18 protein-coding genes are annotated in these 23972 nt (G+C 71.3%); 4 read left to right on the plus strand and 14 right to left on the minus strand.

Annotation, left to right across the window (positions count from 1 at the left end; translation table 11 throughout):
• Window positions 1–66: 66 nt before the first annotated feature.
• Window positions 67–1005 carry a DMT family transporter gene (locus tag KUM40_RS02540; RefSeq protein ID WP_217162302.1) on the plus strand — a complete coding sequence of 313 codons (939 nt, stop codon included), beginning with the start codon at window positions 67–69 and terminating at the stop codon, window positions 1003–1005.
• A 14-nt stretch (window positions 1006–1019) separates the two neighbouring features.
• Here KUM40_RS02540 and KUM40_RS02545 read toward each other — a convergent pair whose 3' ends face one another.
• The 3 genes from KUM40_RS02545 to KUM40_RS42040 form a co-directional block, all read right to left on the minus strand.
• Window positions 1020–2372, minus strand: a complete 1353-nt coding sequence (locus tag KUM40_RS02545; protein ID WP_217162304.1) for a hypothetical protein — start codon at window positions 2370–2372, stop codon at window positions 1020–1022.
• Between the two features lie 91 nt (window positions 2373–2463).
• A complete protein-coding gene (gene cimA / locus KUM40_RS02550) occupies window positions 2464–4068 on the minus strand; it encodes a citramalate synthase (RefSeq protein ID WP_217162306.1) in 1605 nt (534 codons plus the stop codon).
• A gap of 309 nt (window positions 4069–4377) precedes the next feature.
• A complete protein-coding gene (locus tag KUM40_RS42040; RefSeq protein WP_302180785.1) occupies window positions 4378–4503 on the minus strand; it encodes a hypothetical protein in 126 nt (41 codons plus the stop codon).
• A gap of 403 nt (window positions 4504–4906) precedes the next feature.
• Here KUM40_RS42040 and KUM40_RS02555 point away from each other — a divergent pair, with 403 nt between their 5' ends.
• Together KUM40_RS02555 and KUM40_RS02560 are read left to right on the plus strand one after the other, a co-directional pair.
• Window positions 4907–5242, plus strand: a complete 336-nt coding sequence (locus KUM40_RS02555; RefSeq protein ID WP_217162308.1) for a hypothetical protein — start codon at window positions 4907–4909, stop codon at window positions 5240–5242.
• A 235-nt stretch (window positions 5243–5477) separates the two neighbouring features.
• On the plus strand, window positions 5478–6635 hold the full coding sequence (locus tag KUM40_RS02560; protein ID WP_217162310.1) for a serine hydrolase: 1158 nt from the start codon (window positions 5478–5480) through the stop codon (window positions 6633–6635).
• 61 nt (window positions 6636–6696) lie between these two features.
• Here the strand turns inward: KUM40_RS02560 and KUM40_RS02565 are convergent, their stop codons facing one another.
• The 5 genes from KUM40_RS02565 to KUM40_RS02580 form a co-directional block, all read right to left on the minus strand.
• Window positions 6697–7785, minus strand: a complete 1089-nt coding sequence (locus KUM40_RS02565; RefSeq protein WP_217162311.1) for a branched-chain amino acid aminotransferase — start codon at window positions 7783–7785, stop codon at window positions 6697–6699.
• Window positions 7786–8120: 335 nt separating this feature from the next.
• Window positions 8121–9173, minus strand: a complete 1053-nt coding sequence (locus tag KUM40_RS02570; protein WP_217162312.1) for a 3-isopropylmalate dehydrogenase — start codon at window positions 9171–9173, stop codon at window positions 8121–8123.
• A gap of 80 nt (window positions 9174–9253) precedes the next feature.
• Window positions 9254–9385 carry a hypothetical protein gene (locus tag KUM40_RS42045; protein ID WP_302180786.1) on the minus strand — a complete coding sequence of 44 codons (132 nt, stop codon included), beginning with the start codon at window positions 9383–9385 and terminating at the stop codon, window positions 9254–9256.
• 306 nt (window positions 9386–9691) lie between these two features.
• Complete coding sequence (pruA, locus tag KUM40_RS02575) at window positions 9692–11332, minus strand: L-glutamate gamma-semialdehyde dehydrogenase (protein ID WP_217162313.1); 1641 nt, start codon at window positions 11330–11332, stop codon at window positions 9692–9694.
• Window positions 11333–11380: 48 nt separating this feature from the next.
• Window positions 11381–12307 (minus strand): proline dehydrogenase family protein, encoded by a 927-nt coding sequence (locus KUM40_RS02580; protein ID WP_217162314.1) that lies wholly within the window; start codon window positions 12305–12307, stop codon window positions 11381–11383.
• A gap of 164 nt (window positions 12308–12471) precedes the next feature.
• Here KUM40_RS02580 and KUM40_RS02585 point away from each other — a divergent pair, with 164 nt between their 5' ends.
• Window positions 12472–13692 (plus strand): CdaR family transcriptional regulator, encoded by a 1221-nt coding sequence (locus tag KUM40_RS02585; protein WP_217162315.1) that lies wholly within the window; start codon window positions 12472–12474, stop codon window positions 13690–13692.
• A gap of 139 nt (window positions 13693–13831) precedes the next feature.
• On the opposite strand, the gene serA is transcribed toward KUM40_RS02585, so the two are convergent.
• From serA to KUM40_RS02615, 6 genes are all read right to left on the minus strand, one after another.
• The gene (gene serA / locus KUM40_RS02590; protein ID WP_217162316.1) at window positions 13832–15421 is read right to left on the minus strand and encodes a phosphoglycerate dehydrogenase; all 1590 of its coding nucleotides are present in this window, start codon (window positions 15419–15421) and stop codon (window positions 13832–13834) included.
• A 300-nt stretch (window positions 15422–15721) separates the two neighbouring features.
• On the minus strand, window positions 15722–16720 hold the full coding sequence (gene ilvC, locus KUM40_RS02595) for a ketol-acid reductoisomerase (RefSeq protein WP_217162318.1): 999 nt from the start codon (window positions 16718–16720) through the stop codon (window positions 15722–15724).
• 118 nt (window positions 16721–16838) lie between these two features.
• Window positions 16839–17363 (minus strand): acetolactate synthase small subunit, encoded by a 525-nt coding sequence (gene ilvN, locus KUM40_RS02600; RefSeq protein ID WP_217162329.1) that lies wholly within the window; start codon window positions 17361–17363, stop codon window positions 16839–16841.
• 21 nt (window positions 17364–17384) lie between these two features.
• Window positions 17385–19244, minus strand: a complete 1860-nt coding sequence (locus KUM40_RS02605; protein WP_217162331.1) for an acetolactate synthase large subunit — start codon at window positions 19242–19244, stop codon at window positions 17385–17387.
• Window positions 19245–19487: 243 nt separating this feature from the next.
• Window positions 19488–22658 (minus strand): bifunctional diguanylate cyclase/phosphodiesterase, encoded by a 3171-nt coding sequence (locus KUM40_RS02610; RefSeq protein WP_254394450.1) that lies wholly within the window; start codon window positions 22656–22658, stop codon window positions 19488–19490.
• 311 nt (window positions 22659–22969) lie between these two features.
• Window positions 22970–23911 carry a 2-hydroxyacid dehydrogenase gene (locus KUM40_RS02615; RefSeq protein WP_217162333.1) on the minus strand — a complete coding sequence of 314 codons (942 nt, stop codon included), beginning with the start codon at window positions 23909–23911 and terminating at the stop codon, window positions 22970–22972.
• Window positions 23912–23972 lie beyond the last annotated feature (61 nt).

A 23972-nucleotide genomic window follows, 5' to 3' on the forward strand; every position in this document is an offset into this window, starting at 1 on the left:
GTATACCGGTCTGTATAGTGGGCACTCCAAAACGAGTACACCGATCTGTCTACTAGAGGAGGCGAGATGAACGCCCTGCTCTCGGCCGCCTTCGTACTGTGCTGGAGTTCCGGCTTCATCGGCGCCAAGCTCGGTGCGGAGTCCGCGGCCACGCCCACCCTCCTGATGTGGCGTTTCCTGCCGCTCGCCGCGGCCCTGGTCGCCGCGGCGGCCGTCTCCCGGGCGCAGTGGCGGGGCCTGACGCTCCGGGACGCCGGTCGGCAGGTGGTCATCGGCGCGCTGTCGCAGAGCGGCTATCTGCTCAGCGTCTACTACGCCATCGAGCTGGGCGTCTCCAGCGGCACCACCGCCCTGATCGACGGCGTCCAGCCACTCGTCGCCGGTGCGCTCGCCGGTCCCCTGCTGCGGCAGTACGTCTCGCGCGGGCAGTGGCTGGGACTCTGGCTCGGGCTGTCCGGCGTGGCCACGGTGACGGTCGCCGACGCCGCGGCGGTGGGCGCGGAGGTGGCCTGGTGGGCGTACCTCGTGCCGTTCCTCGGCATGCTGTCGCTGGTGGCGGCCACGTTCCTGGAGGGCCGCTCGCGGACACCGGTCGCGCCGCGGGTGTCCCTGACGATCCACTGCGTGACCAGTGCCGTCCTCTTCTCGGCCCTGGCGCTGGGCGTGGGTGCGGCGACGCCGCCCGCCGACTCGTCGTTCTGGGTGGCGACCGCCTGGCTGGTGGTGCTGCCCACCTTCGGCGGCTACGGGCTGTACTGGCTGATCCTGCGGCGGTCCGGGATCACCGAGGTCAACACCCTGATGTTCCTGATGGCCCCGGTCACGGCCGTGTGGGGTGCCCTCATGTTCGGCGAACCGTTCGGTGTCGCGACCGCCCTCGGACTGGCCGTCGGGCTCGCGGCCGTGGTCGTCGTCCGGCGCGGGAGCGGCGCGTCCCGCACCCGTACCGTGCGCTCGCACGCGGACCGTCCGGCAGTGGAGTCGTCCCCCGCGGGCAGGCGCTGACGGGCCCGCGGGGCTCAGAAGCCGCCGCCGAAGTCCCCTCCGCCGCCGAAACCGCCGCCACCGCCGAAGTCCCCGCCGCCGAAGCCGCCCCCGAAGTCGCCGGAGTCGAAGTCGCCGCCCGAGACGTCGCCGCCCTCGTGGCCGCCGAAGTCGCCGTAACCGCTGCCGTAGCCGGCGCCGTAGGCCGGGCCCGCCATCATGCTGCCCAGCATGGTGCCGACCAGCAGGCCGGGCAGGATGCCGGCGCCGAAGTAGCCGCCCGCCCAGGGGCCGTAGGCCGGGCCCGCGTCCCAGTAGGGGCGGCGGCCCTGATCGGTGTCCACCTCGCGGATCATCGGATCCAGTCCGTCGGACAGCCGGGCCTGGTCGGCCGCGCAGACCGGGACCTGCCGGGTGGCGCCGCCCGGTGGGGTCCAGGTGGCGTCGGCGACCGACGGGCCGTGGCGCGGGTCGAAGAAGCAGGGCGGACGGCGGTCGGGCAGCGGCTCGCCCTCGCGGCGGGCGGCGAGCAGCGCGAGCGAGAACCGGCCGTCCTCCACGGCCTGGGTGACGGCGCGCACGTCCTCCGGCTTACGGGCGTCCGCCATGTACGTCTTGGACCGCTCGTAGGCGTCGAGGGCGTGTTCGTAGTCCGCCCGCATCGCGTCGTCGGCGCCCGGTTCCGCCGGGTGGAAGTCCAGGCGGTCCAGCTCCTCGCCGAACGCCGTGATGTCCTCGTCGACCACCACCCGCAGCCGTTCGAGCGCGACCCGCTGCTCCTCCTCACGGCGCAGCCGGTTGCGCCGGGCCAGCGCGTAGGCGCCCGCGCCGGCCGCCGCCACGACCGCGCCGGCCGTGATCAGGGCGCCCGTGGACACCGAGGCGCCGCCGGAGTCCCAGGACGAGGGGGCGGAGCCTCGCACGCTGCGCAGCGCGTCGTCGACGAAGTCGTTGAGCTGGGCCTTGGTGTCGCCCGCGCCCTGTGCGGCGGTGACCAGGTTGTCCACGCCCTGGCGGCTCAGCACGCTGCTGTCGGCGCGCGCGTCGAACTGGTCGCCGAGCCGGACGCCGTACAGGCCGGTGATACCGGTCTCCGTGCGGATGTTCCGGAAGAGGTTCTCGGTCGGCTGGTCGGCCGGGAGGACCGCCACGAAGACGGGTTCGTCCGCGTCCTCGATCTTGTCGGCGAGCGCCTCCGCGTCCGCCTCGGACAGCAGGTCGGAGGCGGCCGGGTCCACGTACACGGGACTTTCGCGCAGGGCCGCGCCGATCTCGGAGACGTCGGTGGCCGCCTGCGCGCCGGGCGCACCGGCCAGCAGCAGCGCGAGCGCGGCGACGACCGGCGCGATCAGCAGGCGTATGAGGACTTGAACACGGACGCCCTTCATACCTTCGAAAGTACCCGAATACGCCTCAATGAGACATAAGTGCGAGCCGGGAAGCTTGCGGGGGGAGGGGGGAGGCCGCCGGGGTTGCCGCTCACGCGGCGGGGGTGACCCCCGCCCGCAGCAGTCCGTACGCGTAGGCGTCCTCCAGGGCCTGCCACGAGGCGGCGATGACGTTCTCCGCGACGCCCACCGTGGCCCACTCCCCCGCGCCGTCCGACGTGGAGATGAGGACCCTGGTCGTGGACTGGGTGCCGTGCACGCCCTCCAGGATGCGGACCTTGTAGTCGACCAGGTCGAGCTTGGCCAGCTCCGGGTAGATCTTCTCCAGGGCCACGCGCAGGGACCGGTCCAGGGCGTTGACCGGGCCGTTGCCCTCGGCGGTGGCGACGATGCGCTCGCCCTTGGCCCACAGCTTGACCGTGGCCTCGTTGGCGTGGGTGCCGTCGGGGCGGTCCTCGGTGATCGCGCGCCAGGACTCGACATCGAAGTACTTCAGCGGCCTGCCCTCGACCTCGGCGCGCAGCAGCAGCTCGAAGCTCGCGTCCGCGGCCTCGTAGGTGTAGCCCGCCAGCTCGCGCTCCTTGACCCGCTCCACGACCCGGCCGACCAGTTCGCGGTCGCCGCCGAGGTCGATGCCGAGCTCCTTGCCCTTCAGCTCGATGGACGCGCGGCCGGCCATGTCGGAGACCAGCATCCGCATGGTGTTGCCGACCTGCTCGGGGTCGATGTGCTGGTACAGGTCGGGGTCGACCTTGATCGCGGAGGCGTGCAGGCCGGCCTTGTGGGCGAAGGCGGAGACGCCCACGTAGGGCTGGTGGGTGGAGGGGGTGAGGTTGACGACCTCGGCGATGGCGTGCGAGATCCGGGTCATCTCGCGCAGCCGGCCCTCGGGCAGGACCTGCTTGCCGTACTTCAGCTCCAGCGCGGCCACGACCGGGAACAGGTTGGCGTTGCCCACGCGCTCGCCGTAGCCGTTCGCCGTGCACTGCACGTGGGTGGCGCCCGCGTCGACCGCGGCGAGGGTGTTGGCGACGGCGCAGCCGGTGTCGTCCTGGGCGTGGATGCCGAGCCGGGCGCCGGTGTCGGCCAGCACCGTGGCGAGAACGGCCTGGATCTGCGCCGGGAGCATGCCGCCGTTGGTGTCGCAGAGGATGACGACGTCGGCGCCCGCCTGAGAGGCGGTCCGCACGACAGACTTCGCGTACTCGGGGTTGGCGCGGTAGCCGTCGAAGAAGTGCTCGCAGTCGACGAAGACCCGGCGGCCCTGCGCCTTGAGGTGGGAGACCGTGTCCGCGACCATCGCCAGGTTCTCGTCCAGCGTGGTCCGCAGGGCCAGCTCGACGTGCCGGTCGTGCGACTTGGCGACCAGGGTGATCACCTGGGCGCCGGACTCCAGAAGCGCCTTGACCTGGTGGTCCTCGGCGGCGGTCGCGCCCGGGCGGCGGGTGGAGCCGAAGGCGACGAGCTGGGCGTGCTTGAAGTCGATCTCCTGCCGGGCCCGGGCGAAGAACTCGGTGTCCCGCGGGTTCGCGCCGGGCCAGCCGCCCTCGATGAAGCCCACACCGAAGTCGTCCAGGTGCCGTGCGATGGCCAGCTTGTCCGCGACCGTGAGGTTGATGCCCTCGCGCTGCGCGCCGTCGCGCAGGGTGGTGTCGAAGACGTGGAACGAATCGTCGAGTTCGCTGGTTGCGGTCATGATCTGAAGGCTCCTGTATGGGATCTCGGTCTACCGGAATGACCGGCTCCACCGTCCTTCTATGATCCCGTGCGCTCTTTTCCCGGCTTGGGGTGGGCCAGGAAAGCGAAAAACCTCTCGCGGGTGCGAGAGGTCTGCGCGCGGGTCGAGGACGACGGTGTCCACCCGTACCTGGTCGTACGTGGCGGTCACTGCGGACCGGCGCGCCTGCTGCCAATAATCATGGCGAACGAGAGCACGCTCGCAGTCTGGCACATTCCGCCCCGCTGCTCACCGTCCGTCTCAGGATGCGAGCGGTGAGCGTTCGGATCACTCACCGACGACGCCCGCACCCGACGGCGTCCGCGTCTCCCGCACCTCCTCGGTGCTCGGGACACCGAGGGCCGCCGTACCGCCGAGCAGCGCGGCGAGGAAGGCAGCGGCCCCGGCCAGCACCCAGCGCCGGGCACGCGTCCCGCGTAGCGGGGCAGCGTCTCGGCGACGCGGGAACGAGGCGGGGGCCGGGACCGGGGCCGAGACCAAGCCCGGGACCGGGACCGGGGCCGAGACCAAGCCCGGGACCGGGACCGGGGCCGAGACCAAGCCCGGGACCGGGACCGGGGCCGAGACCAAGCCCGGGACCGGAGCCGGAGCCGAGACCGGGGCCGAGGCCAAGCCCGGGACCGGAGCCGGAGCCGGAGCCGGGGCCAGGTCCGGGGCCGAGACCGGGGCCGAGGCCAAGCCCGGGACCGGAGCCGGAGCCGGAGCCGGGGCCAGGTCCGAGGCCGAGACCGGGGCCGAGGCCAAGCCCGGGGCCGAGGCCAGGCCCGAGGCCGAGGCCAGGCCCGAGGCCGTGGCCGTGGCCAGGCCCGTGGCCGAGACCGGGGCCGAGACCGGGGCCGTGGCCGTGGCCGAGGCCGAGGCCGAGGCCGAGGCCGGGGCGGCGAGGGAGGTCGGCCGGGTGGCGGGCAGGGGCGCCGCCGACTCCCGGGCCGCCGACTCCGGGGCCGCCGACTCCCAGGCAGCCGAGTTCCGTGCCGACGGCTCCCGGGGCGCCGCGCACGCGATGCGGGTGCGTGCGTCCGGCCAGGCCTCCGCCTCCTCGCCCCGCAGTCCGCACGCGGCGACGAACGCGACGACCAGTTCCGCGCGCGGCAACCGGTCCCTGCCGAGCATGGTCGCCGCCGTGGAGTAGGGCAGCACGTGGCCCGCGTCCGCAGCCCGGCGTTCCAGCAGGCGGTAGCTCGACCCGGACCAGGCCTTCAGGCGCCGCAGCGCCGCGACGAAGTCGGCCGGGCCGGTGTCCGGCGGGACGGGTGGTGCCGTGGTCATGGTCATTCCCCCTGGTGAGCCGTCCGGATCCGGGTTCGCACAAGCTCGAACACCCTGACAGCTTGAGGAACCCGGCGAGCGGCGGTCAACCTCGGCGCATGTTCTCCCACTTGAACCCGACACGTTCGCGACGCCACGGCGCGGTCACCGCGGTCACCGCGGTGGCCCTCGCGGCGCTGCTGTTGCCCGCGGGGTGCGCCGGACCGTCCGCCGGGGCCGCCACGGGCCCGCGCGACGGGGACTCGGTCGCCGACTTCGTGCACCGGACCCTGCCCGCCGGTATCAGCGGAACCGTGCTGGCCGCGCACGGCGACGACCTCGTGTACTGCGCGGGGTTCGGCACGGCCGACCGCGCGGCCGGGACCCCCGCGAGCTGCCGCACGGTCTACGACATCATGTCCGTGACCAAGCAGTTCACGGCGGCCGCGATCCTGAAACTGGAGGTGATGGGCCGGCTGCGCGTGAGCGACCGGATCGACAGGTTCCTCGGCCCGGTGCCCGCGGACAAGCGTGACATCACCATCGAGCAACTGCTCACGCACACGTCGGGCCTGGTGGAGGCGCTGGGCGACGACTACGAGCCGATCTCGCGGGACGAGCTGGTGCGCCGGGCGCTGGCCTCGGCGCCGCGTTCCGCGCCGGGCGAGGAGTGGCACTACTCCAACACCGGGTACAGCCTGCTCGCCGCGATCGTCGAGAAGGCCTCCGGGCAGGGTTACGAACAGTTCCTCGCCCGGCAGTTGTTCGCACCCGCCGGGATGCGGCACACCGGCTATGTGCTGCCCCGGTGGCCGCGCCGCCTGGTCGCGGTGGAGTACGCCGCCCGGGGACGCGAGCACGGCAGGCCGTACGACCACGACTGGGCCACCGACGGACCGTACTGGAACCTGCGGGGCAATGGCGGGATGCTCTCCACCGCACCGGACCTCCTGCGCTGGCACCGGGCGCTGATGGACGACACCGTCCTGCCCGCCGAGGCACGGGCCGAGCTGTTCGAGGCCCGGGTGCCGGAGCCCGACTCCGAGGACTCCTACGCGTACGGCTGGAACGTCCGTGAGCTGCCCGGCGGCCCCTTCGCCTGGCACGACGGCGGCAACGGCTGGTCGCTGGCGCTCCTCGGGCGCACCCTGCGCGACGGCGTGCTGGTGTTCTGGGTGAGCAACCACGCCTACCGGCACGGCCGGTGGAATCTCGAGGACCGGGCCAAGACGCTGACGCAGGGCATCGTGGACCGGGTGCGCGCGGAGGGAGAGTGACGGTACGGGGCCGCCCGTTCGAGGAGCGGGCGGCCCCGCACCGGTCCGCCGGCCGTGGTGCTCAGGCCGGGGTGTGCATCCACCCGTGCTTGTCCTCGGCGGTGCCGCGCTGGAGGTCGAGCAGCGCGTCCCGCAGCCGCTGCGTCACCTCACCCGTCTCGCCCCCGCTCTGCTGCCACTGCGCACCGGCCCGCTTGACCGTGCCGACGGGCGTGATCACGGCCGCCGTACCGCAGGCGAAGACCTCCGTGAGGGTGCCGTTCTCGGAGTCGCGCTGCCACTGCTCGACGGAGACGCGGCCCTCCTCGGCCTCGTAACCGAGGTCGCGGGCGACGGTGAGCAGGGAGTCGCGGGTGACGCCCTCCAGGATGGAGCCGGTGAGGGTGGGGGTGACGATTCTGTCCCCGTACACGAAGTACAGGTTCATGCCGCCGAGTTCCTCGACCCACTGGTGCTCGACCGCGTCGAGGTAGCAGACCTGGTCGCAGCCCTTGGTGGCGGCCTCGGCCTGCGCGAGCAGGGACGCGGCGTAGTTGCCGCCGGTCTTCGCGTCGCCCATGCCGCCGGGGACGGCGCGGACACGGTCCTCGGAGACCCAGATGGAGACCGGCTTGACGCCGCCCGGGAAGTAGGCGCCGGCCGGGGAGGCGATGACCAGGAAGAGGTACTCGTTGGCCGGCTTGACGCCCAGGCCGACCTCGGTCGCGATCATGAAGGGGCGCAGGTAGAGGGACTCCTCACCGCCGTGCGCCGGGACCCAGTCCCGGTCCTGGCGCACCAGCGCGTCGCACGCCTCGAGGAACGTCTCCACCGGCAGCTCCGGCATGCCGAGCCGGCGCGAGGAGGCCTGGAAGCGCCGCGCGTTCTTCTCCGGCCGGAAGGTGGCGACACTCCCGTCGGGCCGGCGGTAGGCCTTCAGCCCCTCGAAGATCTCCTGCGCGTAGTGCAGGACCATGGTGGCCGGGTCTAGGGAGAGCGGGGCGTACGGCACGAGCTGACCGTCGTGCCAGCCGCGGCCCTCGGTCCACTTGATCGTCACCATGTGATCGGTGAAGTGGCGGCCGAACCCGGGGTTGGCCAGGATCGCCTGCCGGTCTGCGTCGGAGAGCGGCTTGGCGGAGGGCTTGAGCTCGATCGTGGGCGTCGTCATGGGGTGAATGTCCTTCGCTTCCTGGCAGACGTGCGGGCAGCGTCCGTGTCCGGCCGGGGGTCCGGGGGTTGTCCCCCGGGAGATGCAGTACCGGTTTTGATGTGTGACGGGCCGCTGTCACGCCCGTACGGCCGGTGGCCGGTGCTAGGACGTCCGAGCATTCCCTCATGTCGCGGCTTCGTGTTCGATTGTCGCGCACGACCGGTGACGGATGAAACGGGGTGAATGCGGCCCAGGGTCTGATGGTCGCACCTGGCGGACGCAGGGAAAAGCCGCCGGGTGCCTTGTTTCTTGGACCCGGCGGCTTCGAAAGGTTGGATTTCGAGTGCGCCGGATCAGCCGGCTACTCGTACGGCGAGGGCGTCGCCGATCTCGGAGGTGCTCCGCGCGGGCAGGCCGGCGCGTTCGCCGAGGTCGGCGGAGACGGCTTCCTCGATGCGGGTCGCCTCGTCCTCGTGGCCGAGGTGGCGCAGCAGCAGGGCGACGGACAGGACCGTGGCGGTGGGGTCGGCCTTGCCCTGTCCTGCGATGTCGGGCGCGGAACCGTGCACCGGCTCGAACATCGAGGGGAAGTCGCCCAAGGGGTTGATGTTCCCGCTGGCGGCGACGCCGATGCCGCCGGAGACGGCCGCGGCGAGGTCGGTGATGATGTCACCGAAGAGGTTGTCGGTGACGACGACGTCGAAGCGGGCCGGGTCGGTGACCAGGTAGATGGTCGCGGCGTCGACGTGGATGTAGTCGGTGGTGACCTCGGGGTACTCCGCGGCCACCTTGTTGAAGATGTTGGTCCACAGGTGGCCAGCGAAGGTCAGCACGTTGTTCTTGTGGACCAGCGTGAGCTTCTTGCGCGGGCGGGCCTGGGCGCGGGCGAAGGCGTCGCGGACGACGCGCTCGACGCCGTAGGCCGTGTTGACGGAGACCTCGGTGGCGACCTCGTGCTCGGTGCCCTTGCGGATGGTGCCGCCGTTGCCGGTGTACGGGCCCTCGGTGCCCTCGCGGACGACGACGAAGTCGATCTCCGGCTGTCCGGCGAGCGGGGTGGCGACACCCGGCAGCAGCTTGGACGGCCGCAGGTTGACGTGGTGGTCGAAGGCGAAGCGGAGCTTGAGCAGGAAGCCGCGCTCCAGGACACCGGACGGCACCGACGGGTCGCCGATCGCGCCGAGCAGGATGGCGTCGTGCGCCTTGAGGGCGTCGAGATCGGCGTCGGTGAGGGTCTCACCGGTGGCGTGGTAGCGCCGGGCGCCGAAGTCGAACTCCTTGGTCTCCAGCTTCACATCCTGCGGAAGGACGGCGGAGAGGACCTTCAGGCCTTCGGCCACGACCTCCCGGCCGATGCCGTCACCGGGGATCACTGCGAGATTGAGGCTGCGAGAACTTGCCGACATGTGCGGCACCCTACCCCTCGTCCCACGGGATGACATGCGGCGTCCGGCATGCGGACGGACGCCACGGTCGTCCGCGCGGCTCAGTGACCGGTGGCGCCGCCGTTGTCGCGGCGGTCGAGGGCACGCTGGAGGGCGGCCGCGGCGTTCTTGCGGTCGGAGTCGGTCGTACGGGAGAGGTGGCGGACTCGGCGGCGGACGGTCGTCTCGGCCATGGGAATCGACTCCTTCGGCACACGGAGAGCGCGGAAAGCGAGCGGTACGGAGAGACGCCGGAAGGGGCGGGGAGCGCGGTGCCGCAGGGGTTGCCTGCACGAGGACCGGCTCACGACCGCCATCCGCTCGATCGAGCGGGACGTTCGGCTCCTACAAAGTTAAGGGAGCGCGGAGCGTCTGTCTCCACAATTACTCGGACTTCCTACTATCTGAGACGGTGCCTTCGGCCACCCGGCCCCGACCTGCGAAAACGCCCGGCGGGCCAGGTCGGTCGACCTGGCCCGCCGGGCGCTGCCCACGGAACGTCAGCCCATGTGGGGGTACGTGTAGTCGGTCGGCGCGACCAGCGTCTCCTTGATGGCGCGGGTCAGGGTCCAGCGCATCAGGTTCTGCGGGGCACCGGCCTTGTCGTTGGTGCCGGAGGCACGGCCGCCGCCGAAGGGCTGCTGGCCGACCACGGCGCCGGTCGACTTGTCGTTGATGTAGAAGTTGCCGGCCGCGTAGCGCAGCTTCTCCATCGTGTACGCCGCCGCCGCGCGGTCGCCCGAGACGACCGAGCCGGTGAGCGCGTAGTCCGACACCGACTCCATCTGGGTCAGCATCGTGTCGTACGCGTCGTCGGCGCTGTCGTCGTACACGTGCACGGCGAGGAACGGGCCGAAGTACTCGGTGCGGAAGACCTCGTTCTCCGGGTCGGAGCACTCGACGACGGTCGGACGGACGAAGTAGCCGACCGAGTCGTCGTAGGAGCCGCCCGCGACGATCGTGCAGGTGTCGTCCGTCTTGGCGCGGTCGATCGCGGCCTTGTTCTTGGCGAAGGACCGCGCGTCGATGACGGCGCCGACGAAGTTCGACAGGTCGGTGACGTCACCCATGGTGAGGTAGTCGACCTCGGCGGCGAACTCCTCCTTGAAACCGTCGTTCCAGATCGACGCCGGGACGTACGCGCGCGAGGTGGCGCTGCACTTCTGGCCCTGGTACTCGAAGGCACCGCGGGTCAGCGCGGTCTTGAGCACCGCGCGGTCCGCGCTCGGGTGGGCGACCAGGAAGTCCTTGCCGCCGGTCTCGCCGACCAGGCGCGGGTAGGTGCGGTACTTCTCGATGTTGTTGCCGACCGTCTTCCACAGGTGCTGGAAGGTCTTGGTCGAGCCGGTGAAGTGGATGCCGGCGAGGTCGCGGTGCTCGAGCGCGACGTTGGAGACCTCGATGCCGTCGCCGGTGACGAGGTTGATGACGCCCTTGGGCAGCCCGGCCTCCTCGAGGAGCCGCATGAGCAGCACGGCGGCGTGGGTCTGGGTCGGGGACGGCTTCCAGACCACCACGTTGCCCATGAGGGCGGGGGCGGTGGGCAGGTTGGCCGCGATCGCGCTGAAGTTGAAGGGCGTGATCGCGTAGACGAAGCCCTCCAGCGGGCGGTGGTCCATGCGGTTCCACACGCCCTGGGAGTTGGCCGGGGGCTGCTCGGCCAGGATGTTCCGGGCGTAGTGGACGTTGAAGCGCCAGAAGTCGATCAGCTCGCAGGGGCTGTCGATCTCGGCCTGCTGGGCCGTCTTGGACTGGCCGAGCATGGTGGAGGCGGCGATCGTCTCGCGCCACGGGCCGGACAGCAGCTCGGCGGCGCGCAGGATGATCGCCGCGCGGTCGTCGAAGGACATCGCGCGCCACGCGGGGGCGGCGGCCAGGGCGGCGTCGATCGCGTCCTGGGCGTCCGCTTGCGTGGCGTTGGCGTACGTGCCCAGGCGGGACTTGTGGTTGTGCGGCTGCACGACGTCGAAGCGCTCGCCGCCGCCCATCCGCCGGACGCCGCCGATGGTGCAGGGCAGGTCGACCGGGTTGTCGGCCAGCTCCTTGAGCTTGACCTCCAGACGGGCACGCTCGGGCGAGCCGGGGGCGTAGCCGTGCACCGGCTCGTTGACGGGGGTGGGGACCCGGGTCACAGCGTCCATGGTTTTCGATACTCCTTTAACTGAGCGGGTTGTGCGAGCGGTGTGGGCTCAGCCCTTGCTGACCATCGAGCGGGCGAAGAACCGGAGGTTCGCCGGCTTCTCCGCGAGACGGCGCATGAAGTAGCCGTACCAGTCGGTGCCGTAGGCGGTGTAGACGCGCATGCGGTGCCCCTCGGCGGCCAGCCGCAGGTGCTCGTCGCCGCGGATGCCGTACAGCATCTGGAACTCGTACTCGTCGAGCTTGCGCCCGGCGGTGCGGGCCAGCTCCTGGGCGATGGAGATCAGGCGGGGGTCGTGCGACCCGATCATCGGGTAGCCCTCGCCCTCCATCAGGGTGCGCAGGACACGCACGTACGCCTTGTCGATCTCGTGGCGCTGCTGGTAAGCGACCTCTGCGGGCTCCTTGTAGGCGCCCTTCACCAACCGTACGCGAGAGCCGCTGTCGGCGAGCCGGCGCGCGTCGGCCTCGGTGCGGAAGAGGTAGGCCTGGATGACGCAGCCGGTCTGCGGGAAGTCCTTCCGCAGCTCCTCGTGGATGGCGAACATCGAGTCGAGGGTGGTGTGGTCCTCGGCGTCGAGCGTGACCGTGGTGCCGGCCTCGGCGGCGGCCTCGACGACCGGGCGGACGTTCTTCAGGGCCAGCTCGTGGCCGCCGTCCAGCGCCTGGCCGAACATCGACAGCTTGACCGACATCTCGGCGCGGGTGCCGAGGTCGAGCGGGCCCAGCCGGTCGATCAGCTCCAGGTAGGCGTCGCGGGCGGCCTCGGCCTGCGCGGGGGTGGTGATGTCCTCGCCGACGACGTCCATCGTCAGTTCCAGGCCCTGGTCGGTCAGGCTCCGGATGATCGGCACGATGTCGTCGACCGTCTCGCCGGGGATGAACCGGTCGACGACCGGCCTGGTCACGGGCGTGGCCGAGACCAGCCGACGCATCCGGTCGCTGCGCGACGCGGCGAGAATCACGGGACCCAGCACGGGGCACCTCCACTTACCAACCAACACGAGGCCGTAGCCCGACGAACGGGGGACGGCACGGAGAACCACCGTGAAATCTAAGGATCCTCCCGATCGTCGGCCATCGACACCTGTCACGCATCCGTGCCGCAGATCTCAGACATGTGTATGAAGGCGGCGCCTGAATGCGGCAGAATGCCCGGGTGACGACGGATTCGAAGGGTGACTACCAGGAGCTGGTCGACGAGGTCTCCGAGCTGTTGGGCGCGCCCGCGACGCTGGAGAACCGCGACTTCGAGCTGATCGCCTTCGGCGCGTACGACAGCGAGGGCGACCTCGATCCCTCCGCCCTGGATCCGGTGCGCACCCGTTCGATCCTGACCCGGCGCTCCACGGCCGCGGTCCGGGCGTGGTTCGAGAGCTTCGGCATCACCCGCGCGACCGCCCCGGTCCGTATCCCCCCGACGCCCGAGGCGGGGGTGTACCGGGGGCGCACCTGTCTGCCGGTACGCCATCGGGGTGTCGTCCTCGGCTACGTGTGGCTGCTGGACACCGACCCCGGTCCGACGCGGCGGCAACTGACGGCGGCCATGGAGGTCACGGCACGGATCGGCGCGCTGCTCGCCGACGAGGCGCAGCACGGGGCGGACCTGAGCCGGGAGCTGCGGGCGGTGCTGACCGCCGAGCGGGACTGGCAGCGGGACATGGCCGTGGCGGAACTGCGCAGCGCGCTGGGCGCCCGGGCGGACACCCCGCACGCGGTGGTCTGCGTGGCGCCGTGGCCCTCGGCCGACCCCGACGACGCGCCCTCGGTCCGTACGGTGCCGGGGGCGACGGCCCTGTGCACGGTGCCGTGGGAGGCCTCGGCCGTGTCGCTGGCGCTGCTCGTCCGGCTGCGCTCGGCGGACCTGCCGGCCCCGGCGACGTCGGCGGCGGGGCGGCTGCTGGAGCGGTTGGGGGCCGGCGGCACGAGCGGGACGGCGGGCGTGGCGGCGGGCGTGGCGGCCGGTGTCTCGGCGCCGCGCACGGGGCTCGCGGAGCTGGGGGCGGCCTGGTGGGAGGCGTCGGCGGCGGCACGGACGGCGCGTGCCGAGTCGCGGTTCGGGCCGGTGGCGCAGTGGACGTCGATCGGCGCGTTCCGCCTGCTGACCGCGCTGCCCCCGCACGCCGCCCACGATCCCGCCGTACGGGCGCTGCTCTCCCCCGCCCACCGCGAACTCGCCCGTACCGCCGAGGTGTACCTGGACTGCGCGGGCCAGGCCGGCCGCGCCGCCGCCGAGCTGGGCATCCACCGCCAGACGCTGTACTACCGCCTCTCCCGCGTCGAACAGCTCACGGCCCTGGACCTGGACGACGGCGAGGACCGGCTGCTGCTGCACATGGCACTCAAGGCGCGTCGCCTGTAGCTGGGGCTGGGACACGTCAGGGTGCGCCCGGAAGCGGGCACAGAAGGCATGAAAGCAGAGAAGGCATGGAAAACGCCGGACGGGCCGACCGACTCGGCCCGTCCGGCGTTTGAGGATGAGGTTCCTCGAACGAGTTTCCTCAGACCAGGTTCACCGACCGGGCGGACGTCGCCCCGATCTCCGCCGAGACCTCCGCCAGCGCCCCGGCGGGCACCGTGTCGTCGACGGTGAGGACGGCCAGCGCCTCGCCGCCCACCGTCGCACGGGCCACCTGCATGCCGGCGATGTTGACGCCGGCCTCGCCGATGACGCGGCCGACGGTGCCGACGACGCCGGGGCGGTCCTCGTAGCGCAGGACGACCATGTGGTCGGCGAGGGCGAGGTCCACGTCGTACTCGCCGACGGCGACGATCTTCTGGAGGTGCTTCGGGCCGGCCAGCGTGCCGGAGACCGACACCTCCTCGCCGTCCGCGAGGGTGCCGCGCACGGTGACGACGTTGCGGTGCTCCGGGGACTCCGAGCTGGTGGTCAGCCGGACCTCGACGCCGCGCTCCTGGGCGAACAGCGGGGCGTTGACGTAGGAAACGGTCTCGTCGACGACATCCTCGAAGACGCCCTTGAGGGCGGAGAGTTCCAGCACCTTCACGTCGTGCTGGGTGATCTCGCCGTAGACCTCGACGTCGAGGCGGACGGCGACCTCGCCGGCGAGCGCGGTGAAGATGCGGCCGAGGCGCTCGGCGAGGGGCAGGCCCGGCTTGACGTCCTCGGCGATGACGCCGCCCTGGACGTTGACCGCGTCGGGGACCAGCTCACCGGCGAGGGCGAGGCGCACCGACTTGGCGACGGCGATGCCGGCCTTCTCCTGGGCCTCGTCGGTGGAGGCGCCGAGGTGCGGGGTGGCGACGACCTGGTCGAACTCGAACAGCGGCGAGTCCGTGCAGGGCTCCTTGGCGTACACGTCGAGGCCGGCGCCGGCGACGCGGCCCTCCTTGAGCGCCGAGTACAGCGCCTCCTCGTCGACGATGCCGCCGCGCGCGGCGTTGACGATGCGGACGCTCGGCTTGACCTTGCGCAGCGCCTCGTCGCCGATCAGGCCGAGGGTCTCGGGGGTCTTGGGCAGGTGGACGGTGATGAAGTCGGAGACCTCGAGCAGTTCGTCGAGCGACAGCACCTTGACGCCCATCTGCGCGGCCCGCGCGGGCTGCACGTAGGGGTCGTAGGCGACGACCTTCATGCCGAAGGCGGACATGCGCTGCGCGACCAGGGCGCCGATGCGGCCGAGGCCGACGACGCCGAGGGTCTTCTCGGCCAGCTCGACGCCGGTGTACTTGCTGCGCTTCCACTCGCCGTTCTTCAGCGCGGCGTTGGCCTGCGGGATGTTGCGGGCGGTGGCGACGATGAGGCCGCAGGCCAGCTCGGCGGCGGTCACGATGTTGGAGGTCGGGGCGTTGACCACCATCACGCCGGCCTTGGTGGCGGCGGAGACGTCCACGTTGTCCAGGCCGACACCGGCGCGCGCGACGACCTTGAGCTTCTTGGCGGCGGCGACGGCCTCGGCGTCGACCTTGGTGGCGGAGCGGACCAGGATCGCGTCCACGTCGGCGATGGCCGGGAGCAGTTCGGCCCGGTCCGCGCCGTTGCACTGGCGGATCTCGAAGTCGGGGCCGAGCGCGTCCACGGTCGCGGGCGACAGCTCTTCGGCGATGAGTACGACAGGTTTCGAGCTCACGTGAGTCCTCACAAGTCCAATGCGGACGGCCGTCCCGACGGCCGCAGGCGGTGGAGGGTTGGTGGCCGCGTGGAAGACGCACGACGCTGTGGGCCTGACGCGTATGTTGTGCAGCAGTGTAGTGGCGTGGCGGACGCCGTCCTGCGCCTGAGCGGAAGGATCACCCGGAAGTGGCTGTACAGGGTGGCCAACGCGAATTCAGCCAGCGAATTCAGCCCCTCCGGCGTTTGAGGAGCGGGTTCGGGGCGGAGCCCCGTGACGGCGCCCGAGACGCGGGGCACCATCACGGGGCGACACGGCCTACGCCTCTTCGTCGACCCAGCTCATGAGCTTGCGCAGCTCCTTGCCCGTGGTCTCCAGGAGGTGCTCGGAGTCCTGCTTCTTGTACTCGTTGTACTTCTTCAGACCGCCGTGGTACTCGTCCATCCAGTTCTTGGCGAAGGTGCCGTCCTGGATCTCGGCGAGGACCTTCTTCATCTCGGCCTTGGTGGCGTCGGTGATGATCCGCGGGCCGGTGACGTAGTCGCCCCACTCGGCGGTCTCGGAGATCGACCAGCGCATCTTCTCCAGGCCGCCCTCGTACATGAGGTCCACGATCAGCTTCAGCTCGTGCATGCACTCGAAGTAGGCGATCTCCGGCTGGTAGCCGGCCTCGGTCAGCGTTTCGAAGCCCGCCTTGACCAGCGCCGCCGTACCGCCGCACAGGACGGCCTGCTCGCCGAAGAGGTCGGTCTCGGTCTCCTCGGTGAAGGTCGTCTTGATGACGCCGGCGCGGGTGCCGCCGATGCCCTTCGCGTACGCCAGGGCCAGCTCGAAGCCGTTGCCCGTGGCGTCCTGCTCGACGGCCGCGATGCAGGGAACGCCGCGGCCCTCCTCGTACTGGCGGCGCACCAGGTGGCCCGGGCCCTTGGGGGCGACCATGCAGACGTCCACGCCGGCCGGGGGCTTGATGAAGCCGTAGCGGATGTTCAGGCCGTGGCCGAAGAACAGCGCGTCGCCGTCCTTCAGGTTGTCCTTGATGTGCTCCTCGTAGACCTGGGCCTGGATCGGGTCCGGGACGAGGATCATGATGACGTCGGCCTCGGCGGCGGCCTCCGACGGGCTCACCACGCGCAGGCCCTGCTCCTCGGCCTTGGCCTTGGACTTGGAGCCCTCGTGCAGACCGACGCGCACGTCGACACCGGAGTCGCGCAGCGACAGGGCGTGGGCGTGGCCCTGGCTGCCGTAACCGATGACCGCGACCTTGCGGCCCTGGATGATGGACAGGTCGGCGTCGGCGTCGTAGAACAGCTCGGCCACTGGGTTCTCTCCTTGTGTGCAGGTGTTGCGTCCCACCGTATGCCGGTGGGGGGACGGGAGGTTTCGGGGTCTCGGAATACGGGCGGCCCGCCTTCCGGCCGGCCGCCCGCCCGCGTCGTTATGCGGACCGGTCGAGTGCGCGCAGCGAGCGGTCCGTGATCGAACGGGCGCCGCGGCCGATGGCGATCGTGCCGGACTGGACGAGTTCCTTGATGCCGTACGGTTCCAGCATCCTGAGCATGGCGGACAGCTTGTCGCTGCTGCCGGTGGCCTCGATGGTGACGGCCTCCGGGGAGACGTCGACGGTCTTGGCGCGGAACAACTGGACGATCTCGACGATCTGGGAGCGCGTCTCGTTGTCGGAGCGCACCTTCACCAGAACGAGTTCGCGCTGGACGGCCTGGTTGGGCTCCAGCTCGACGATCTTGAGCACGTTGACGAGCTTGTTGAGCTGCTTGGTGACCTGCTCGAGCGGGAAGTCCTCGACGCTCACCACGATGGTGATGCGGGAGATGTCGGGGTGCTCGGTGACGCCGACGGCGAGCGAGTCGATGTTGAAGCCGCGGCGGGAGAAGAGGGCGGTGATCCGGGCGAGGACGCCGGGGGTGTTCTCCACCAGGACGGAGAGCGTGTGCTTGGACATGGTCTCTTGAGTCTCTCTCGCTCAGTCGTCTTCGTTGTCGCCGAAGTCGGGGCGGACGTCCCGGGCGGCCATGATCTCGTCGTTGGAGGTGCCGGCGGCGACCATCGGCCAGACCATCGCGTCCTCGTGGACGATGAAGTCGACGACGACGGGGCGGTCGTTGACGGAGTTCGCCTCCTCGATCACCTTGTCGAGGTCGGCGGGGTCCTCGCAGCGGATGGCGTAGCAGCCCATGGCCTGAGACAGCTTCACGAAGTCGGGGACCCGGGTGCCGGCGCCCATCTGCGTGTTGTCCGCGTCCGGTCCCGAGTGCAGCACCGTGTTGGAGTAGCGCTGGTTGTAGAACAGCGTCTGCCACTGGCGGACCATGCCGAGGGCGCCGTTGTTGATGATGGCGACCTTGATCGGGATGTTGTTCAGGGCGCAGGTGGTCAGTTCCTGGTTGGTCATCTGGAAGCAGCCGTCGCCGTCGATCGCCCAGACGGCCCGGTCGGGCATGCCTGCCTTGGCGCCCATGGCGGCCGGGACGGCGTAGCCCATGGTTCCGGCGCCGCCGGAGTTCAGCCAGGTGGCAGGCTTCTCGTACTGGACGAAGTGCGCGGCCCACATCTGGTGCTGGCCGACGCCGGCCGCGAAGATCGTGCCCTCGGGTGCGAGCTGTCCGACGCGCTCGATGACCTGCTGCGGGGAGAGCGAGCCGTCTCCGGGCTGGTCGTAGCCGAGGGGATAGGTCTCGCGCCAGCGGCTGAGGTCCTTCCACCAGGCCGCGTACCTCGACGCGGCGGCCTCGCCCTTGTTGCCCTCGTCGTGCTCCTTCTGGACGGCCTGCACGAGGTCGGCGACGACCTCGCGGGCGTCGCCGACGATCGGGACGTCGGCGGCGCGGTTCTTGCCGATCTCGGCCGGGTCGATGTCGGCGTGGACGATCTTGGCGTACGGGGCGAAGCTGTCCAGCCTGCCGGTGACGCGGTCGTCGAAGCGGGCTCCGAGGGCGACGATCAGGTCGGCCTTCTGCAGCGCGGTGACGGCGGTGACCGCACCGTGCATGCCCGGCATTCCCACGTGCAGCGGGTGGCTGTCGGGGAACGCGCCGAGCGCCATCAGGGTGGTGGTGACGGGCGCTCCGGTGAGTTCGGCGAGGACCTTCAGCTCGGCGGTGGCACCGGCCTTGAGGACGCCGCCGCCGACGTAGAGCACGGGGCGCTTCGCGGCGGAGATCAGCTTGGCCGCCTCGCGGATCTGCTTGGCGTGCGGCTTGGTGACCGGGCGGTAGCCGGGCAGGTCCATGACCGGCGGCCAGGAGAAGGTGGTCTTCTTCTGGAGGATGTCCTTGGGGATGTCGACCAGGACCGGCCCCGGACGGCCGGTGGAGGCGATGTGGAACGCCTGCGCGATCACCCGGGGGATGTCCTCGGCCTTGGTGACCAGGAAGCTGTGCTTGGTGATCGGCATGGTGATACCGACGATGTCCGCCTCCTGGAAGGCGTCCGTGCCGATCGCGGCGGACACCACCTGCCCGGTGATCGCGACCAGCGGCACGGAGTCCAGGTTGGCGTCGGCGATCGGGGTGACCAGGTTGGTGGCACCGGGTCCCGAGGTCGCCATGCAGACGCCGACCTTGCCGGTGGCCTGCGCGTAGCCGGTGGCCGCGTGGCCGGCGCCCTGCTCGTGGCGGACCAGGACGTGGCGCACCCTGGTGGAGTCCATCAGCGGGTCGTAGGCCGGAAGGATCGTCCCACCGGGAATGCCGAATACGGTGTCGGCGCCGACCTCCTCGAGAGAGCGAATGAGGGACTGCGCACCCGTGACGTGCTCGGGGGCGGACTGTCCTCCGGATCGGGGCCGGGGCTGCGGGTGAGCCCCGGTGGCCTGCTCGGTCATCGGCGTTCTCTTCTCGATGCTGAGGGTTTTTGCGAGGTTTGTACGATCTTCGGCTGCTGCTCGGCCGGTGCCTGTGCAACAAAAAACCCCTCGTGCCGTAAGGCAAGCGAGGGGAGCGCGCCGGGTGTGGGTCGCGGGGAGTCCGAGTAGGTCCGGACGTCACCAGCTTCAGCCGACGCGCTTTCCAAGTACGAGAATTCGGGTGCGCATGGCACTGACCTTCCTCCCGGCGCGCACTCACTGTCAAGTGGGTGGGACGGGAGTCTCATTATGTGAGCGAAGGGCCGTGCCACCACCCAGGACGGCCGGCAGCCCGGAGGCGACCTGGCCGACGGCCTGGCCGGTGGGGGTGTTGCCGACCCCCTTGGTGTACACCCCGCCGGCGCCCGCGAAGGCCGGTTCGGCCGGCCCGTGCGGCACCGGATAATGGCCGATTCCGAGCGCCCTGCGCAGCCGGTACTCGTCCAGCGCGCCGGAGAACGCCATGCCCTGTCCGTGCGTACAGCCCATCGCGCGCAGGGCGACGATCTGTTCGGGCAGGTCCACACCATCGGCCACGGACTTCAGCCCGAGGTCGGTGGCGATGCGCAGCAGACCGCTGGTGATCTTGTGCAGTCGCGCCGACTCCACGACACCCTCGACCAGGCCCCGGTCGAGCTTGAGGACGTCCACGGGCAGCCGCCGCAGGGCGGTGATCGCCGCATAGCCGTTGCCGAACCCGTCCAGCGCGATCCTGACGCCCACCCTTCGCAGGGCGTTCAGCCGGCGGTCCAGCTCGTCGAGACCGACCCGTGGATCGATGTCCGACAGCTCGATCACAAGAGAGCCGGGTGGCAGTCCGTGCCGGGTCAGCAGGGCCTCCACGGAGCCCAGCGGCATGGAGCGGTCCAGCAGGCGGCGGGCGCCGATGCGTATGGCCACGGTCACGGACAGCCCGGTCGCCGCGCGCTCGGCGGCCTGTTCCACGGCCTCCCGGAGCACCCAGCGGTCCAGTTCGGCGGTCCTGTCGCCGTCCTCGGTCACCCGCAGGAACTCGGCCGGGGTGAACAGCACGCCCTGCGAGGAGCGCCACCGCGCCTGGGCGCAGACCGACGTGATCCGGCCGTCCGCGAGGGAGACCACCGGCTGGTGCAGCAGCGCGAACTCGCCGTCGTGCAGCGCGGCCCGCAGGCGGGTGGCCAGCTCGGCCTTGCGTACGACGTCCTGCTGCATCTGCGGCCGGTACAGCTCGACGCGTCCCTTGCCGCTCGCCTTCGCCCGGTACATCGCCAGGTCGGCGTTGCGCAGCAACTCGCCTGCTCCCAGGCCGGGTTCGGCGAAGGCGACGCCGATGGAGGCGTTGACACGGACATCGTTGCCGTCGATGAGGTAGGGCTGCGAGAGGGTCATGCGCAGGCGGTCGGCGAGTTCCCGGATGTGGCCCTCGCGGGCTGCCCGGTCCCGGACGCCGTCCCCGACGATCAGGGCCGCGAACTCGTCGCCGCCCAGTCTGGAGGCGGTGTCCCCCTTGCGCACGGCCTCGTGGAGTCTGCGGGCGGCCTGGACGAGCAGCTCGTCCCCGGCCTGGTGACCGATGGTGTCGTTGACGCCCTTGAAGCCGTCGAGGTCGATGAAGAGCACGGCCGTCCCGCGCAGGGCGGCGCCGCGGTCCAAGGCGCGGCGGCCGGACAGGGCCTGCTGGACGCGCCGGGTGAACAGGGCGCGGTTGGGCAGGTCGGTGAGCGGGTCGTGTTCCGCGTTGTGCTGGAGCTGTGCCTGGAGGCGCACTCTCTCGGTGACGTCGCGGCTGTTGAAGATGAGGCCGCCGTGGTGCCGGTTGACGGTCGACTCGACGTTGAGCCAGCCTCCTTCCCCGGACCGGAAGCGGCACTCGATGCGCGTGGTGGGTTCCTCGACCGGGCTGGCGGCCAGGAACCGGCGTACCTCGTGCACCACGCAGCCGAGGTCCTCGGGGTGGATGAGCCCGGCCAGTTCGCTGCCCACGAGTTCCTCCGCGGGGCGTCCGTAGACGCCGGCGGCGGCCGGGGAGACGTAGCGGAGGATGCCGTTGGGCGCGGCGATCATGATGACGTCGCTGGAGCCCTGCACCAGGGAGCGGAAGTGGTTCTCCTTCTGGGCCAGTTCCTGGGTGAGGACGATGTTGTCGAGCAGCATGATGCCCTGCCGGACGACGAGCGCGAGCACCACGGTGCCGCCGGTCAGCAGCACCACGCGGTCGACGCTGCGGCCGTTGAGAACGTTGTAGAGGATGCCCAGGGTGCAGACCGCGGCCGCGAGGTACGGGGTGAGCGCGGCCAGGGACCCGGCGATGGGCCGGGAGGCCGGATAGCGGCCTCGCTCGCCGCCCTGTCCGGGGCCTGGGCCGGGGCCGGGCAAGGAGGTCGAGGCGGAGGTGGAGGCGGACGTGGAGGTGGAGGTGGAGGTGGCGGGGGGCGTGGGCTGGTGGCCGGTGCCGCGCTGTCCGGGCATGTGCTCGCGCACCACGCGTGTGTGCCCGCCGGGACCCTCCCCGTGCGACGAGGGCCGCCGGTGCCGGGACACCGCCCAGGGGGCGTACGCGAGCAGCAGGGAGCCGGCGAACCAGCCCGCGTCGAGCAACTGTCCGGAGCGGTAGCTGTTGTGCAGCAGCGGCGAGGTGAACAGGGCGTCGCACATCACCGTCAGGGCGAGCGCGCCGATGGCGGTGTTGACCGCGGATCTGCAGACCGGTGACCGCCTGAAGTGCAGCGCGAGCACCATGCTGACGAGAGCGATGTCGAGCAGCGGGTACGCCACGGAGAGCGCGGAGTGCGCCACGCTGGACCCGCCCCCGGCCTTCGCCGCCTGGGCGAGCGCGAGGCTCCAGGCCAGGGTCAGCAGCGAACCGCCGATCAGCCAGGCGTCCAGGCCCAGGCAGATCCAGCCGGCCTTCGTCACCGGCCGCTTGGCCAGCACGAGCAGCCCCACGATGGCGGGCGGCGCGAAGCACAGGAAGAACAGGTCGGCGTAGCTGGGACTGGGCACGGGCACCCGGAGTACGACCTCGTACCACCCCCAGACCAGGTTGCCCAGGGACGCCATCGCCGAGGAGAGGGCGAAGAGCAGCCAGGCGGGTCGAAAGCGGACGCGGCGCCCGCGGGCGTAGAGGAAGCAGGAGACGGCGGCGGCGCCCGCGGCGGCGCTCAGCCCGAAGTCGCCCATGATCTTGGCGACGTACTCCGAACCCCAGCCGAGCGCGGCACCGACGGCGTAGGCCGCGCAGACCAGGGCCAGCACGAGCTGGCGGACGAGGGGCGGTCCGCCGACGGCGGCCGAGGGCCGGGACAGCAGCGGTCCGGGCGGGGCCTGGGTGCGCAGCACTCCGTCCAGAGTGGGCACGGGGGGCGGACTCACCGTGGCCTCCCGGTCCGCACCGCTCCCGCGCCCCACGGACATCGGCGGGCCGGCCGGCCCCGTCCGCGTGCGGTCGTGGCCGTGGTCGTGGCCGTGGCCGTGGCCGTGCGCCAGGGTCGCCGGCGGCGGCTCCGCCGCGTCGGATCGTTGGTCCATAGGCCGTGCATCGCCCGTCGCCCCCCTCACAGTCTGAGATGTCCATCCCCGGCGCCGTACGGTGCGCGGCGCATCCCCTGTCGGACGATACACCAGTCTCGTCACTCAGGGACATAGCTTCTCTACGCTCCGTGACGACCAGCGGATATGCGCGTACCCACCGCATCCGGGGAGTTGCGGAGGGTACCCGAAACGGATTACGCGCCCGTCGTCAGGATCACGTTGCGCAGCGGTTCCTGGTTCACGAAACGGTTCAACTGGTCCACCAGCAGCCGCTTGGCGCGCGGCAGGAAGGCGGAGGTCGGCCCGCCCGCGTGCGGGCTGACGACTATGCCGGGAGCATGCCACAGGGGATGGCCCGGCGGCAGCGGTTCGGGGTCGGTCACGTCGAGGGCCGCGGTGAGGCGTCCGCTTTCCAGTTCGGCGAGCAACGCTTTCGTGTCCACGACCGGTCCGCGCGCGACGTTGACGAGCAGGGCACCGTCCTTCATCCGGGCCAGGAACTCCGCGTCGGCCAGGCCGCGGGTGGCCTCGGTGAGCGGTGTGGAGAGGATGACGACGTCGGCCCGAGGGAGCAGGGCGGGCAGCTCGGTGAGCGGGTGCACGGGCCCGCGCTCCGTGGTGCGGGCGGAGCGCGCGACGCGCACCACCGGCGCGACTTCGAACGGCACGAGCCGGTCCTCGATCGCGGCGCCGATCGCCCCGTACCCGACGATGAGGACCGTCCGGTCCGCGAGCGCGGGCCGGAACCCGCCGAGCCACTCGCCGCGGTCCTGCGCCCGCACGAAGTCCGGGATGCCGCGCAGCGACGCAAGGATCAGGGCCAGGGTCAGCTCCGCGGTGCTGGCCTCGTGCACACCGCGCGCGTTGCACAGGCGTACGCCCGCGGGCAGGTGCTTCAGGCCGGGCTCCACGTGGTCGATGCCCGCGGAGAGGGTCTGGACGACCTGGACGGAGCGCATCTGGGGCAGCGGCCGTACGCCGACCATGCTGGGCTTCATGTAGGGGACGACGTAGAACGCGCAGTCGGCCGGGTCGGCGGGGAAGGTCTCCTCGCCGACCCAGTGGCGGTAGGCGGGGCCCTCGGGGAGGCCCTCGATGTCGTCCGGCGGGATGGGCAGCCACACGTCAGCAGTCATGGTCAGGAGGCTATGTCAGGGGGCGAAGAGGCAGAGGTTAGGTTGGGTGACCTGACGAGGG

The organism is Streptomyces sp. AC512_CC834 (assembly GCF_019049325.1).
In the GTDB taxonomy this organism is placed as follows: Bacteria; Actinomycetota; Actinomycetes; order Streptomycetales; family Streptomycetaceae; genus Streptomyces.